General features: G+C 71.0%; 13 protein-coding genes. 10 read left to right on the forward strand and 3 right to left on the reverse strand.

Going from position 1 to position 13,163, the window contains the following annotated elements:
• Positions 1-194 precede the first annotated feature (194 nt).
• Positions 195-1,469 carry a UDP-N-acetylglucosamine 1-carboxyvinyltransferase gene (gene murA / locus AC08OQ_RS02655; protein ID WP_476599377.1) on the forward strand — a complete coding sequence of 425 codons (1,275 nt, stop codon included), beginning with the start codon at positions 195-197 and terminating at the stop codon, positions 1,467-1,469.
• 99 nt (positions 1,470-1,568) lie between these two features.
• Here murA and AC08OQ_RS02660 read toward each other — a convergent pair whose 3' ends face one another.
• Positions 1,569-1,955: a hypothetical protein gene (locus AC08OQ_RS02660; protein ID WP_462186817.1), complete on the reverse strand. Its 387-nt coding sequence runs from the start codon at positions 1,953-1,955 to the stop codon at positions 1,569-1,571.
• Between the two features lie 316 nt (positions 1,956-2,271).
• On the opposite strand from AC08OQ_RS02660, the gene AC08OQ_RS02665 reads away from it, so the two are divergent.
• From AC08OQ_RS02665 to AC08OQ_RS02685, 5 genes are all read left to right on the forward strand, one after another.
• Entirely contained in the window at positions 2,272-2,637 is a 366-nt protein-coding gene (locus AC08OQ_RS02665) for an STAS domain-containing protein (protein ID WP_476591854.1), read from the forward strand.
• A gap of 240 nt (positions 2,638-2,877) precedes the next feature.
• The gene (locus tag AC08OQ_RS02670) at positions 2,878-3,522 is read left to right on the forward strand and encodes a hypothetical protein (protein WP_476599375.1); all 645 of its coding nucleotides are present in this window, start codon (positions 2,878-2,880) and stop codon (positions 3,520-3,522) included.
• An 84-nt stretch (positions 3,523-3,606) separates the two neighbouring features.
• Positions 3,607-4,269 carry an endonuclease NucS gene (nucS, locus tag AC08OQ_RS02675; protein WP_462186814.1) on the forward strand — a complete coding sequence of 221 codons (663 nt, stop codon included), beginning with the start codon at positions 3,607-3,609 and terminating at the stop codon, positions 4,267-4,269.
• Positions 4,270-4,495: 226 nt separating this feature from the next.
• Positions 4,496-6,343, forward strand: a complete 1,848-nt coding sequence (locus AC08OQ_RS02680) for a 3-hydroxyacyl-CoA dehydrogenase family protein (protein WP_476599373.1) — start codon at positions 4,496-4,498, stop codon at positions 6,341-6,343.
• 104 nt (positions 6,344-6,447) lie between these two features.
• Positions 6,448-7,083, forward strand: coding sequence for a YkvA family protein (locus AC08OQ_RS02685; protein WP_476599371.1), 636 nt, complete (start codon positions 6,448-6,450; stop codon positions 7,081-7,083).
• Positions 7,084-7,411: 328 nt separating this feature from the next.
• On the opposite strand, the gene AC08OQ_RS02690 is transcribed toward AC08OQ_RS02685, so the two are convergent.
• Together AC08OQ_RS02690 and ccrA are read right to left on the reverse strand one after the other, a co-directional pair.
• The gene (locus AC08OQ_RS02690) at positions 7,412-8,128 is read right to left on the reverse strand and encodes an ATP synthase F0 subunit B (protein WP_476592801.1); all 717 of its coding nucleotides are present in this window, start codon (positions 8,126-8,128) and stop codon (positions 7,412-7,414) included.
• Between the two features lie 72 nt (positions 8,129-8,200).
• Entirely contained in the window at positions 8,201-9,550 is a 1,350-nt protein-coding gene (gene ccrA, locus AC08OQ_RS02695; RefSeq protein ID WP_462186809.1) for a crotonyl-CoA carboxylase/reductase, read from the reverse strand.
• A 173-nt stretch (positions 9,551-9,723) separates the two neighbouring features.
• Between ccrA and AC08OQ_RS02700 the strand changes: the two genes are divergently transcribed.
• The 4 genes from AC08OQ_RS02700 to AC08OQ_RS02715 all read left to right on the forward strand — a co-directional run bounded on the left by AC08OQ_RS02700 (position 9,724) and on the right by AC08OQ_RS02715 (position 13,147).
• Positions 9,724-10,281, forward strand: coding sequence for a SigE family RNA polymerase sigma factor (locus AC08OQ_RS02700; RefSeq protein ID WP_476592799.1), 558 nt, complete (start codon positions 9,724-9,726; stop codon positions 10,279-10,281).
• A complete protein-coding gene (locus tag AC08OQ_RS02705; protein WP_476599369.1) occupies positions 10,278-11,270 on the forward strand; it encodes an FG-GAP repeat domain-containing protein in 993 nt (330 codons plus the stop codon). Before AC08OQ_RS02700 ends, AC08OQ_RS02705 begins: the two co-directional genes overlap by 4 nt.
• A gap of 213 nt (positions 11,271-11,483) precedes the next feature.
• Entirely contained in the window at positions 11,484-12,668 is a 1,185-nt protein-coding gene (locus AC08OQ_RS02710) for an acetyl-CoA C-acetyltransferase (RefSeq protein ID WP_476599367.1), read from the forward strand.
• Between the two features lie 26 nt (positions 12,669-12,694).
• The gene (locus tag AC08OQ_RS02715; protein WP_476599365.1) at positions 12,695-13,147 is read left to right on the forward strand and encodes a cupin domain-containing protein; all 453 of its coding nucleotides are present in this window, start codon (positions 12,695-12,697) and stop codon (positions 13,145-13,147) included.
• Positions 13,148-13,163 lie beyond the last annotated feature (16 nt).

Raw genomic sequence — 13,163 nt, forward strand, 5'->3', positions numbered from 1 at the left:
TGGCTGCCCCGATAAACTTCCCAAACAGGCCCTAGGCCGAAGGGACGAGCGGCTCGAGCCGTTTATCCGCACCCACGACGGGGTGTCCGTCCTCCCGTCCGACGCAGCGAAATGAGGCGACCGCGCAGGGTTGCGCCGGTCGGTCCGGCGGGTGGCGGTGAAGATCTTCAGGCCAGGACCTAGCATCGAGGTTCGTGGAGCGCTTCGTTGTGACAGGCGGTACCCGGCTGGCCGGCGAGGTCGCCGTCCCGGGCGCGAAGAACTCGGTGTTGAAGCTGATGGCCGCGAGCCTGCTGGCCGCGGGCCGGACGATGCTGTCCGCCGTTCCCGACATCTTGGACGTGTCGGTGATGTCCAAGGTACTGGCGGGGCTCGGTGCGACCGTCGAGCGGGACGCCGCCGGCGGGCGGCTGAGCATTGAGGTTCCCCAGGCTCCGGGCATCGCGGCCGATGGTGAACTGGTGCGGCAGATCAGGGCGTCGGTGGCGGTGCTCGGTCCGCTGGTCGCCCGCCGCGGGGAGGCGCGGGTCGCCCTGCCCGGTGGAGACGCGATCGGATTGCGCGCGCTCGACATTCATGTCAACGGCCTGACCAAACTCGGTGCGCTGGTCGACGTCGAGTCCGGAGTCCTCGTCGCCCGCTGCTCCGGCCGGCTGCAGGGAGCCTCGATCTGGCTCGACTTCCCCAGCGTGGGCGCCACCGAGAACCTGTTGATGGCCGGGGTTCTCGCCAAGGGGACGACGGTGATCGACAATGCCGCCCAGGAACCCGAGATCGCCGACCTGTGCGCGATGCTGACAGCGATGGGCGGGCGCATCGACGGCGCGGGATCGTCGACACTGATCATCGACGGGGTCGACCACCTCACCCCGGTGGAACACCGGACGGTGCCGGACCGCATCGTTGCCGGCACGTACGCCATCGGCGCCCTGATGACCGGCGGCGACGTGCTAATCCGGCACGGTCAGGCCGCTCATCTCGGCATCGTCCTGGAGAAGTTGGTGCAGGCCGGTGCCGAGGTCGACGTCCGGGACGACGGATTCCGGGTCGTCGGACGGGGACGGCCCCGGTCGATCGACGTGGTGACGCTGCCGTACCCCGGCTTTCCGACCGATCTGCTGCCGCAGATCATCGCGTTGGAGTCGGTCAGCCGGGGTACCTCCCTGATCACCGAGAACGTCTTCGACAGCCGGTTCGTCTTCTGCCGCGAGCTGCACAAACTCGGCGCCGACCTGCGTACGGACGGCCACCACGTCATCGTCCGGCCAACCCCGCGGCTGTCCGGCACCCGGGTGACGGCCTCCGACGTGCGGGCCGGCGCGGGTCTCGTGCTCGCCGGCCTGGTTGCGGACGGCGTCACCGAGGTAAGCGACGTCCACCACATCGACCGGGGATACGCCCGGTTTGTCGAGAACATGACGGACCTCGGCGCCAACATCCGCCGGGTCTCCGACCGCGCCGTAGCCTGATTTCACCAGTCTCGACCTGATTTCACCGGCCTCGGCCTGATCCCGCTGGCGTCGGCCTGATCCCACCGGCCTCGTGATCCGCCGGCCCGGCCGGCGGGGTCAGGTGGGCGGCTGGCGCGAGCCGAGCAGGTTCACGAGGGCACGGGCGGCTCGGTTCGCGTCCGTGCCGAACACGAGTACGTGGCGGCGGTCCCGCGGCCGGGCGATGATATTCCCGGCGGCGTCGATGCGGATCGGACCGGCCGGTGCCGTGACCCAGGTCGAGCGGATGCCCCGCGCCCACAGCGCCGCGCGGAGCCGAGTGATCTCGGCGGGGGTGTCCACGGTGACCACCGGGACGAGCAGACCGAAGTCGTGGCCGGGGACGGAACCGGCAGGCCGCGGCCGTGCCGGAGCATGAGCCCAGCGCCCGATCGCCATCAGCAGGCCGACGGCCAGCAGCGCGATCAGCGGCTCGAGGAGAAACGCCCCGGCCGTTCCGGTCATCCCGCACCTCCGATCGTGCCGCTCTTCGACGTCACCTTGCATCGTCCCAGACATCCTCGCGGCGGACATGGATTCGGGCCGCGGCACCTCCACGGAATCCGACAGAGGAAACATCGCCCGCCGACTGCTGCCACCATCGAGGTAACCGGCCCGACCTCCCTGCGGCCGAACGGCGACAGTCCGATGGAGACGAGGGGGTATGTCGCGGTCCGCCCTGGGCGAGCCGCACCTGAGTGCTACCCGCGATCGGCGCGGATAGCTGGTAGCAACGGCGTCACGACAGAGGGGGCGTCGGACGGCCGGGACGGGAGATCACATGAACATCGGCGTGAACGTGGTGAGTCTGGAGTGCTCCGGGGACACGCGGGCCGGCTGCGCGCAGACGGCCCGCGTGGTTGGCCGGGTGGATGTACGGACGGTGGGGACACTACGCTCCCTGCTGCACGCGGCGATCGACAATGGGAGCGGGCCGCTGCGCGTCGACGTCGCGGGCCTGGAGCTCGGCGATCATGCCGCGCTGGGGGTGCTGCTCGGCGGCGCTCGCCGAGCCCGTGCCGCGGGCCGTTCGATGGTGCTGGTCGATGTGCCGAGCTCGCTTGAACGCCTGCTCGTGGCGGACCGGCTGGGTGGGTTGCTGCGGTTCGAGGAGGCCGCCGACCTGGTCCACGTCGGCCACGCCTGAGCGGGCTGCCCGGGCGGCTCATCCGTTCGACCGCCCGCCAGGCCCGTCAGGAAGGGCTCCGTCCCGATCGGGACGGCACCCGGAGCGGAACGAACCAGGGTGGCTGCGCACCGTCATCTCAGGCGCGCCCGTGCGCCGGGCGGACACGCGATGCGGCATGCTTGCCGGGTACCTGCTGATCGGGTACTGCTTTCGGGTGACGGGCTCGGCTCTTGGCAGGGTGTGATGCCGGACGGAGGCGTGCAGGACGTGGAGGTGCCCGCGCGGGTGAATGCCGTTGGCGATCGGAGTGCGCGATCCGCCGGGCTGGCCGGGCTGGCCGGGGTGCGCGAGTACCGGTCGGTCCTGGTCCCGGTGGCGTTCGTGGTCGCGGTCCTGCTCGGCGTGGCCATCGGCTACGTGACCGCGGACCGGCAGTCCGCCACCGTGCATGCGCCTCAGACCGCCACCTCGCCCGCCCCGGAGCTGACCCCCGCGTTGCGGACCGCCCCGTGGGAGGGTGCGCGCCGACCAGGCACGGCCCATCAGATGCGGGTCCTCGACGAGCCTGATCCGGATGCCCTGCGGCTCGCGCTGTCGTGGACGGTCGCCGACTCCATCAAGGCGGCCGGGGGCGCTTCCACCATCTCCGCCCGGCAGGTGACGATCGTGAACGGGATGTACTTCGGCGCCGTCGAGGGCGTTGACGCGGCGCACGACGAGTACTGGGCGATCGGTCGCATCGAGGTCCAGGGGCCGGCCACGCCGCCGGTCGACCCGCACGTGTGGCGGCGGACCGGCGCTGGGCCCTGGACGATTGTCCGCAACGGCCCGCGGGCCTGTGACGTGCTTCCGCGCGCTCTGATCACCCTGTGGAAGGTCTCCCCGCCGCCCTGCACCGGGTGACCTGCACCGCCATGGTCTCCGGGGCACCCTCGACGTCGTACGGTCGGTCTGTGCCCTCGACAACGGCCGCGATAGCGTGACGTCATGCGGCTCGTCATCGCTCGCTGCAGCGTGGACTACGTCGGTCGGCTCACCGCACATCTGCCGAGCGCCGTCCGGTTGGTACTCGTCAAGGCGGACGGATCCGTCTCGATCCACGCCGACGGGCGGGCGTACAAGCCGCTCAACTGGATGAGCCCCCCGTGCGTCATCGCCGAGGCGGACGGGGTCTGGCGGGTCACCAACCGCGCGGCCGAGCAGCTCGTCATCACCCTCGAACAGGTGCTGCACGATTCCACGCACGACCTCGGCGTCGACCCCGGTCTGCGCAAGGACGGGGTGGAGGCGCATCTGCAGGTGCTGCTCGCCGACCGGCCCGACGCGATCGCGCCCGGACTCACCCTGGTGCGCCGCGAGTACGAGACCGGCATCGGGCCGGTCGACCTGCTGTGCCGCGGCGCGGACGGCTCAACGGTCGCCGTCGAGATCAAACGCAGGGGTGAGATCGACGGGGTGGAGCAGCTGACCCGGTACCTTGTCCGCCTGGAGGCCGACCCGGCGTTGCCGCATCCCGTGCGCGGCATTCTCGCGGCGCAGTCCATCACCCCGCAGGCTCGGCTGCTAGCGGCCGACCGGGGGCTGGGCTGCGCCATCGTCGACTATGACGAGCTGCGGGGCCTCGAACCGTCCATTCCGACGCTTTTCTGAAAGCGATTCCGCCGAACCCGCCCGGTCCGCCGAACCTGCGACGGCCGCCCGGCCGGCGTCCCCGGCCGGCGGCCGGTCCGTTCCCGCAGTGCGATCATGGGCCGGCGTCTCGAGAATATGGGAGGATCGCGGCGTTCGCCGTCTGACACCGCCCGGCCCGCGACGCCTACCTGTCGCCCGGGGCCCGTGTGCCGAAGTAGATGTGCCGAAGTAGAGGAGCCTGGGCATGATCGAGAGGCCCGCATCGGGAACCGGGCCGGCCGCGAACCCGGAGAAAAAGCCGGAGAACAGCCGGGACGACGCTGTGAGACACCGCCGGGTCGGGGTGGTGGGGCTCGGCACCATGGGCGCGGGCATCGCCGAGGTGCTGGCGAAGGCCGGTCTGGAGGTCGTCGGCATCGCGCGTGACGCCGACGCGCTCGCCCGCAGCCGGGCCCGGGTCGAGCACTCCCTCGACCGCGCGGGCCGCCACGGCAAGATCGACGACGCGACCAGGGAGGCCGTACTGGCCCGCCTGCGTCTCGGCACCGAGCTCGCGGCGGTCGCCGACTGCGAGCTGGTGATCGAGGCGATCGACGAGCGGATGAGCGCCAAACAGGCGCTTTTCGCCCGACTCGACGAGATCTGCCCCCCGACCACCGTCTTCCTGACGAACACCAGCTCCCTGTCGGTGACGGAACTCGCGGCGGGCACCGCCCGCCCGGAACGGGTGCTCGGCACCCACTGGTTCAATCCGGCGCCGGTGATGCGCCTGGTGGAGGTCGTGCGCACGGTCGTCACCGACCCGACCGTGCTGGCCGGGGTCATCGGCCTGGTCAACGACGTGGGGAAGACCGCGGTCGTCGCGGAGGACCGGGCGGGCTTCATCGTCAATGCGCTGCTGTTCGGGTATCTCAACAACGCCGTGCGCATGCTCGAGGCCCGGTACGCGGCCCGGGAGGACATCGACGCGGCCATGCGGCTCGGGTGCGGGCATCCGATGGGCCCGCTCGCCCTGCTCGATCTGATCGGTCTGGACGCCGCCCACGAGATCCTCAACTCGATGTACCGGCAGTCCCGTGACCACCTGCACGCTCCGGCACCGCTGCTGAGCCAGCTCGTGCGCGCGGGCCTGCTGGGCCGCAAGAGCGGTCGTGGTTTCTACACCTACGCGGCACCGGACTCCTCCGAGGTGGTCGACGCGGTCGATCCGCTCGCCGACCGCCCGAGGCGGGGCCGCCCGGTGCGCTCGGTCGGCGTCGTGGGGAGCGGCACGATGGCGGGCGGCATCGCGGAGGTGCTGGCCCGGTCCGGGCACGACGTCCTCCTGCGGGCCCGGAGCGAGCGCACCCTCGCCGCCACCCTCGTGAAGATCGAGTCGTCGTTGTCGGTGTCGGTGGCCAGGGGGCGGCTGTCCGACGCCGACCGGCTGGCGGCCCTGGCTCGGGTGCGCGGCACGACCGATCTGGGTGAGCTCGGCCGCTGCGACCTGCTGCTCGAGGCGGTGGTGGAGGACCTGGCGGTGAAGCGGGAGCTGTTCGCCGACCTGGACAAGATCGCGGCGCCCGGCGCCGTGCTGGCGACTACCACGTCCTCGTTGCCGGTCATCGAATGCGCCACGGCCACCAGCCGGCCGCAGGACGTCATCGGTATGCACTGGTTCAACCCGGCCCCGGCGATGAAGCTGATCGAGGTGGTGCCCACGGTGCTCACCGGCGATGACGTGACAGCCACGGTCCTGGCGCTGTCCCGAGTGGCCGGGCGGCATCCGGTGCTCTGCGCCGACCGGGCGGGGTTCATCGTCAACGTGCTGCTGTTCCCCTATCTCAACGACGCGGTGAAGATGCTCCAGGCGCACTACGCGACGATCGAGGACGTCGACACGGCGATGACGGTCGGTTGCGGCCATCCGCTGGGCCCCTTCGCGCTCGCCGACGTGGTCGGCCTCGACGTCACGCTCGCGATCACGCGTTCGTTGTACGCGCAGTTCCGCGAGCCCGGCTACGCCCCGGCACCCCTGCTCGAACAGCTGGTTCGGGCCGGGTTCCTGGGACGCAAGACCGGCCGGGGGTTCCTCGACCATCCGCCGCGCTGAGCTCACCCGCCGCGCTGAGCACAAGATCGTTTCTGTCCGCGCGGACTAAGATGTCGACGGTCGGCGGGAAATCCCGATTCGCGCGGGAGGAGGCTGGAGCGGCGATGGTCGTGCTCGACAGGGACGCCATGCGAGCGTTCGGTCGGGAGGTCACGATGTTCCTTCCCGATCTGGTCCAGCTGCTGCGGCGGGTCGTCGCCGATCCGCGGGTCCCGCAGTCCGCGAAGGTGGAGGCCGCCGCGGCGCTCGCGTACCTCGTGTCGCCGAAGAACCGGCTGACCAACGCGATTCCGGTGGTGGGTCAGCTCGACGACGTCGCGGTCATCGCGTTCGCCTTCCGGCGGCTGGCTGTCGGAGCCGGGGAGCCGATCCTGCGTGAGCACTGGCGTGGCAGCGATCGCGGCTTCCAGCTGCTCATCAGTGCGTCGTCCGCCCTGGCGAGTCCGGCGGGGGCCGTGCGCAAGGCCAAGCTCGCCCGCTCGCTCGTGATGGCCGGCTTCGAGCGGGTCGGCGGGCGGGTGCGGTGGACGGGCGAGAGGTTCGGGGCGGGGACGGGCGGGCGTGCGACGGCCTCCTCGGCCGGGCCGGCGGCGGATGACCGGCATCGGATCGTTGACGGCGAGGTGGTGGACCGGGGCGAGTGGGTCGCGGGCCCGCCGGCCGGCGATACCCGGGGTTCGGGTTCCCGCACCCGGCGGGATCGGTTCCGGGCATCGGGCAGACCCGCTCGCGGGCGGTGACGAGGAAGGCACGCCGGCGCCGGGCCCGGCCGTCGGATGCGCAGCGCGGGCACCCGGTCTGTTGGTGGACGCCGGATCCGGTCGTCGTCCTGCGGGACGGCGAGTGGGTGGTGCGACCGACGAGTGGCGCGGCGACCACCAAGGTCTACCGGTGTCCCGGTTGTGATTATGAGATCACTCCGGGCACCGCCCACGTGGTGGTCTGGCCGCCCGAGCGGATCGAGGACCGTCGACACTGGCACCGGCCATGTTGGGAACGCCGGTGCCGAGCGGCCCGGCCGCGCGTCCGTGATGGCTGACCCCACGGGACGACGGTCTCCCGTGCGGGCTAGACCCCGCGGGAGTTCGCTGCCGCGGGCAACGCGTTCGGCTCGCTGCCGAGCGCCTTACGCTCCTCGGGCGGCGGTGCCTCGATGGAGGCGATCGACGCGGAGGCGGCGGTCAGCTTGTCGCGCAGCGCGCCCAGCTGGGCCGTCACCTGGTCACGCAGGGTGGCAAGTTGCGAGGTCACCTGCTCGCGCTGGCGCTCGAGGTCGGCCAGCCGACGCTTCGAGTCGTCCTCGGCCTGCGCGGCCGTGGCCCGAGCGACCTCGACGATCCGTTCGGCCTCCGCGCGGGCCGTCGAGACGATGGCCGCGGCCTGCTCGTCGGCGTCGCGCAGGGTCTTCTCCCGGGTCTGCTCGGCCTCGGTGACGATCCGGCGGGCCTCCTCGAGCTGGGCGTCGGCCTCCCGGGTGCGTTCAGCCCGAACGGTGGCAGCCTCCTCCTCGGCGAGCTGGAGGATCTGGGTAACGCGGCCACCGAACTCCTCCCAGGCGGGACGGTTGGCGGCCAGATCGTCGCGTACCCGGGCCGCCTCGGTCGCCGCCTCCGACGCGGCCGCCTCCGCCGCCGCCCGGTGCGCCTCGGCCTCGCGTAGCTGCTCGACGAGCCAGTTCACGTGATGGGTGACCTGATTGGGGTCGTAGCCACGGCGCACCAGATCAAAGGCGGGGGGCCCGTCGGTCTCGCCGGCCATTGGGATGAGATCGGTGTGTTCGGTCATAGGACCTCAGCATCTCAGACGGTCAATGTGAGCGTGAGGGGAGCCGGCTGTCGGCCTGGCCGATTTCCGGGTTTATACGCCGCGGAACCGGTTGATTGCGGTCAGGTGGCGGGAGTGGAGTGCCTCGTCGCGGACACCCAGCCCCTCAGCCGGGGCGAGACACAGCACGCCCACCTTCCCCTGGTGGACGTTGCGGTGCACGTCGTAGGCGGCCTGCCCCGTTTCGGTGAGCGGGTAGACCCGGGACAGGGTCGGATGGATCATCCCGCGCATGATGAGCCGGTTGGCTTCCCAGGCCTCCCGGTAGTTGGCGAAGTGCGAGCCGACGATGCGCTTGAGGTTCATCCACAGGTACCGGTTGTCGTACTCGTGCTGGAAACCGCTGGTGGAGGCGCAGGTGGCGATGGTTCCGCCGCGGCGGGTCACATAGACGGAGGCGCCGAAGGTCTCCCGGCCCGGGTGTTCGAGGACGATGTCGGGGTCGTCGCCGCCGGTGAGCTCGCGGATGCGCTTGCCGAACCGCTGCCATTCCTGGGGGTTCTGGGTGTGTTCGTCGCTCCAGAACCGATAGGCCTCGGCGGCGCGGTCGATGATCAGTTCGGCGCCGAGGGAGCGGCATATGTCGGCTTTTTCCGGCGAGGAGACGATGCAGACCGGGATGGCCCCGCCACGCAGCACGAGCTGGGTGGCGTAGGAGCCCAGGCCCCCGGACGCGCCCCAGACGAGAACGACGTCGCCCTGTTTCATGTTCGCGCCGTTGACCGAGACCAGTTGGCGGTACGCAGTCGAGTTGACCAGACCGGGTGCGGCCGCCTCCTCCCAGGTCAGGTGCGCGGGTTTCGGCATGAGCTGGTTGGTCTTGACCAGGGCGAGCTCGGCGAGTCCACCAAAGTTCGTCTCAAATCCCCAGATTCGTTGCTCGGGATCCAGCATCGTGTCGTTGTGGCCGTCGGGACGTTCGAGTTCCACGGACAGACAGTGGGCGACGACCTCGTCCCCGGGGGACCAGGCCTGTACGCCGGGCCCTGTCCGTAGCACAACTCCGGCCAGATCCGAGCCGACGACGTGGTAAGGCTGGTCGTGACGGGATGCAAGCGGAGAGGTTCGGCCGTAGCGCTCGAGGAAGTTGAAGGTGGGGATCGGCTCGAAGATCGACGTCCAGACCGTGTTGTAGTTCACGGAAGAGGCCATGACCGCGACGAGGGCTTCGCCGGGACCGAGCTCCGGGGTCGGCACGTCGTCCACGTGCAGGGAGCGACGGGGGTCCTTGTCCCGGGACGGCACGCCCTCGAACATCCCGATTTCGTCCCGGCGCACGACCATGGCGCGGTAGGACTGGGGGACCGGGAGGGAAGCGAACTCCGCCCGCCGGGCGGGCGACGGAGGGCTCTGGGCAATGATCGCTTCGAGAATGTCCTTCACGGTCGGCCTCCGGTAGGACGCTGGTGCTGGTGGCGGATAGACGGCAGATGTTACCGATAGGTGGGAGGCGGGGTCGCGGGATGTGGAGGCTGTCTGTTTCGTGCGCGACGCGATAGAACTTTTGGGACAACTTCGAGTGCTCGGTACGCGTCCAACTGGGTGTGATCGCGCCCATGACTGTCGTGGAAGGGTGGCGGCCCGTGCCTGCACGGAGCGACGCCGCCCGTAGCGATGTCGCGCGGGACGCCGATGCCGCCCTGACCGCGTTGTACGCCGAACACTATCGGTCATTAGTTCGTCTTGCAGCGTTACTACTTGACGACCTCGGCCTCTGCGAGGAGGTTGTGCAGGACGCCTACATCCGCGTCCACGCGGCCTGGGGACGGCTCCAGGACCGGGACAAGGCCTTGGCCTATCTCAGGCAGACCGTCGTCAACCTCGCACGTTCGACACTGCGTCGTCGACTCGTCGCTCTCAAACACGCTCCCAAGCCGATGCCCGACGCCGCGAGCGCCGAGGAGGGCGCCTACTCCCTCGTCGAACGGGCGGCGGTCATCCAGGCGTTGCGCGAGCTGCCCCGCCGGCAGCGGGAGGCGGTGGTGCTGCGGTACTACGCCGACATGTCCGAGGCGGACGCCGCGGCGGTGATGGGCTGCAGTGTCGGTTCCGTCAAGGCGTACACCTCCCGGGGGCTGTCGGCGTTGAGCGGCAAGCTGGAGGGCCTGCGGTGAGTGGTCTGGAACCGGAGGAGCTCGCCCGCCTGCTCACCGAGGCGGTGGAGCCCATCCGGCCCTCGCCGGACGCCTACCGGCAGATCCGTGCCGGGATCGACCGTCGGCGCCGGTGGCGTCTGCCGCTGATGACGGCGGGCGGGATGGTCATGGCGGCGCTCATCGGGCTCGCCGTGGTGGCGCTGCGGCCCCCTCCGCCGAGCAACGAGCTCGTCGAGCCGGCCGTCCCGCCGCTCGTGACCGCACCCGTGACGGGGCCGAGCCGGACACCCGTCGCCTCCTCGACCGGCGGCACCGGCCGTTCCACCAGGGCCGGCGATGGGTCCGGAGGGGGAGCGGCGACCTGGTCGGCGACTACCTCGCCGACCGTCCTCCCGACCACCAGCGTGCCCTCCCCGCCCGTCACGGCCGGCCCGTCAGCCAGCCCGGCGACGGCGACCCAGGGCAGCCCCCAGCTGCCGACGGCCGTCGTGAAGCCGGCGGTGGCGGGCGACGTCGACGGCGACGGCCGTTCTGACCAGGTGCGGGTGACCGGGAGCAAACTCGAGGTCGTGTTCTCCCGGGACGGAACTGTCGGGCAGGTCGACCTGGGCGCGATCGTGGTGCCCCTGCACCACACGGTCGTCGACATCGACGCCAACGGGTTCGGCGAGATCCTGGTGCAGACCACGTCGAGGAGCGGGATGGACAACTACGCGCTGGTGCGCTACGCCAGCCTCGACACGCTGGCCCCCGTCCAGCTGCCGGCTCAGCTCACCCTCGCCGCCGGGGTCCAGGGGAACGTCGGCGCCGGGTTCCGCTGCATGGACCGGGCCCTGCGGATCAACAGCGGGACCTCGACCGACGGTTCGCTGTTCACCGTGGCCACGACCATCCTGGCGCTGACCCCGGAGGGCCTGGCCGCCCAGGACAGCCGGTCCGACCAGGTACGCCTGCCGGCGGACCCGGCCACCTCGCCATTCGTGGCAGCCTGCGGCCAGCTGTCCTGACGGTCCGCTTCTCTTGGCCGTCCCGCGGGTCCGGCTAGCGTGTTTTTGTCCTTGGGGACCGGAATCGTGGCCGGGCATCTCGGGAATGATCACGTTATCGTGTCAGGGACGGCTGTTCTCGGGGCTGCCGCCACGAGACGACGCCACCGCAGGCCGTGTGCCGGCGCCGTCCCGGCCCGCCCCAAAGATCTTCCTGGAGATGAGGAGGCATCCATGCCTGGTTCCGTGATCGTGGCTGGAGCGCGGACACCGTTCGGGAGACTGTCGGGCGCGCTGAAGAGCTTCACCGCGACGGATCTCGGTGGCATCGCGATCTCGGGTGCCCTCGCGCGGGCCGGCCTGTCCGGCGACGCGGTCGATTATGTGATCATGGGGCATGTGATCCAGGCCGGCGCGGGCCAGATCACCGCCCGGCAGGCGGCGGTCGCTGCCGGCATCCCGCTGTCGGTGCCCGCCATCACGATCAACAAGGTCTGCCTGTCCGGCCTTGATGCGATCGCCCTGGCCGACACGTACATCTCCAGCGGGGAGTTCGACCTTGTCGTCGCCGGTGGGATGGAGTCCATGACCGGCGGCCCGCACCTGCTGCGCTCGCTGCGCTCCGGGGTGAAGTACGGCCGGGCCGAGCTGCTCGACGCCACCGAGCACGACGCGCTGTTCTGCGCCTTCGACCAGATCGCGATGGGGGCGAGCACCGAGCGGTACAACGCGGGGCTCGGCATCAGCCGGGCCGAGCAGGACGAGTTCGGCGCCCAGTCGCATCAGCGGGCCGCCGCCGCCATCAAGAACGGGCTGTTCGAGGACGAGATCGTCCCGGTCGCGGTGCCGCAGCGCCGCGGCGAGCCGCTGGCCGTCAACCAGGACGAGGGCGTGCGTCCCGACACCACCGCCGAGGTGCTCGCGAAGCTGCGGCCGGCCTTCGACGGTAACGGCACGATCACCGCGGGTTCGTCGTCGCCGATCTCCGACGGCGCCGCCGCCGTCATCGTGGCGAGCCGGGCGAAGGCCGAACAGCTCGGCCTGCCGATCCTCGCGGAGGTCGGTCACCACGGCTTCGTGGCCGGTCCGGACACCTCCCTGCACTCCCAGCCTTCGCGCGCCATCCTCGTGGCGCTGGCCAAGGAGCGGCTCACCCCGGCCGATCTCGGCCTCGTCGAGATCAACGAGGCCTTCGCCGCGGTCGTCATCCAGTCCATGCACGACCTCGGGATCGGCCCGGAGATCACCAACGTCAACGGCGGCGCGATCGCGATCGGTCATCCCGTCGGAGCCTCCGGTGCCCGGATTGCCCTGACCCTGGCCAACGAGCTGAAGCGCCGCGGCGGCGGGATCGGCGCCGCCGGTCTCTGCGGCGGCGGCGGCCAGGGAGACGCCTTGGTGCTGCGCGTTCCAGCGTGACGGCCGGCCTCGGGGAGGCTCCCGGGATGACCCGCATCGACGACCCCGCGACGCCGGCCGGCGACTTGGTGCGGGAGCTCGGTCTCGAAGCACATCCCGAGGGCGGCTGGTACCGCCGGACCTGGGCCAGTCCAGACCAGATCGATGCACATGGCGGCAGGCGCCCCGTCATGACGTCCATCCTGTTCCTGCTGCGTCCGGGAGAGGTGTCCCGCTGGCATCGGGTGGCCTCGGCCGAGATCTGGCTCTGGCAGGGTGGTGGGGCCATCCATCTCACCCTCGGCGGGTCGGGCCGGGTGCCGGTCGCCGCCGACCGGCGGATCCTCGGACCCGATCTGGCCGCGGGCCAGGCGCCGCAGCTCGTCGTGCCGGCCGGCGAATGGCAGACCGCGGCCCCGCGCGACGGACAGCACGTTCTGGTCGGCTGCGTGGTGGCGCCTGGCTTCGACTTTCTGGACTTCGAGCTCTTCCCCGCCTAAAGCGCCGTTCGGGGCG

The organism is Frankia sp. CcCS3, assembly GCF_977927575.1.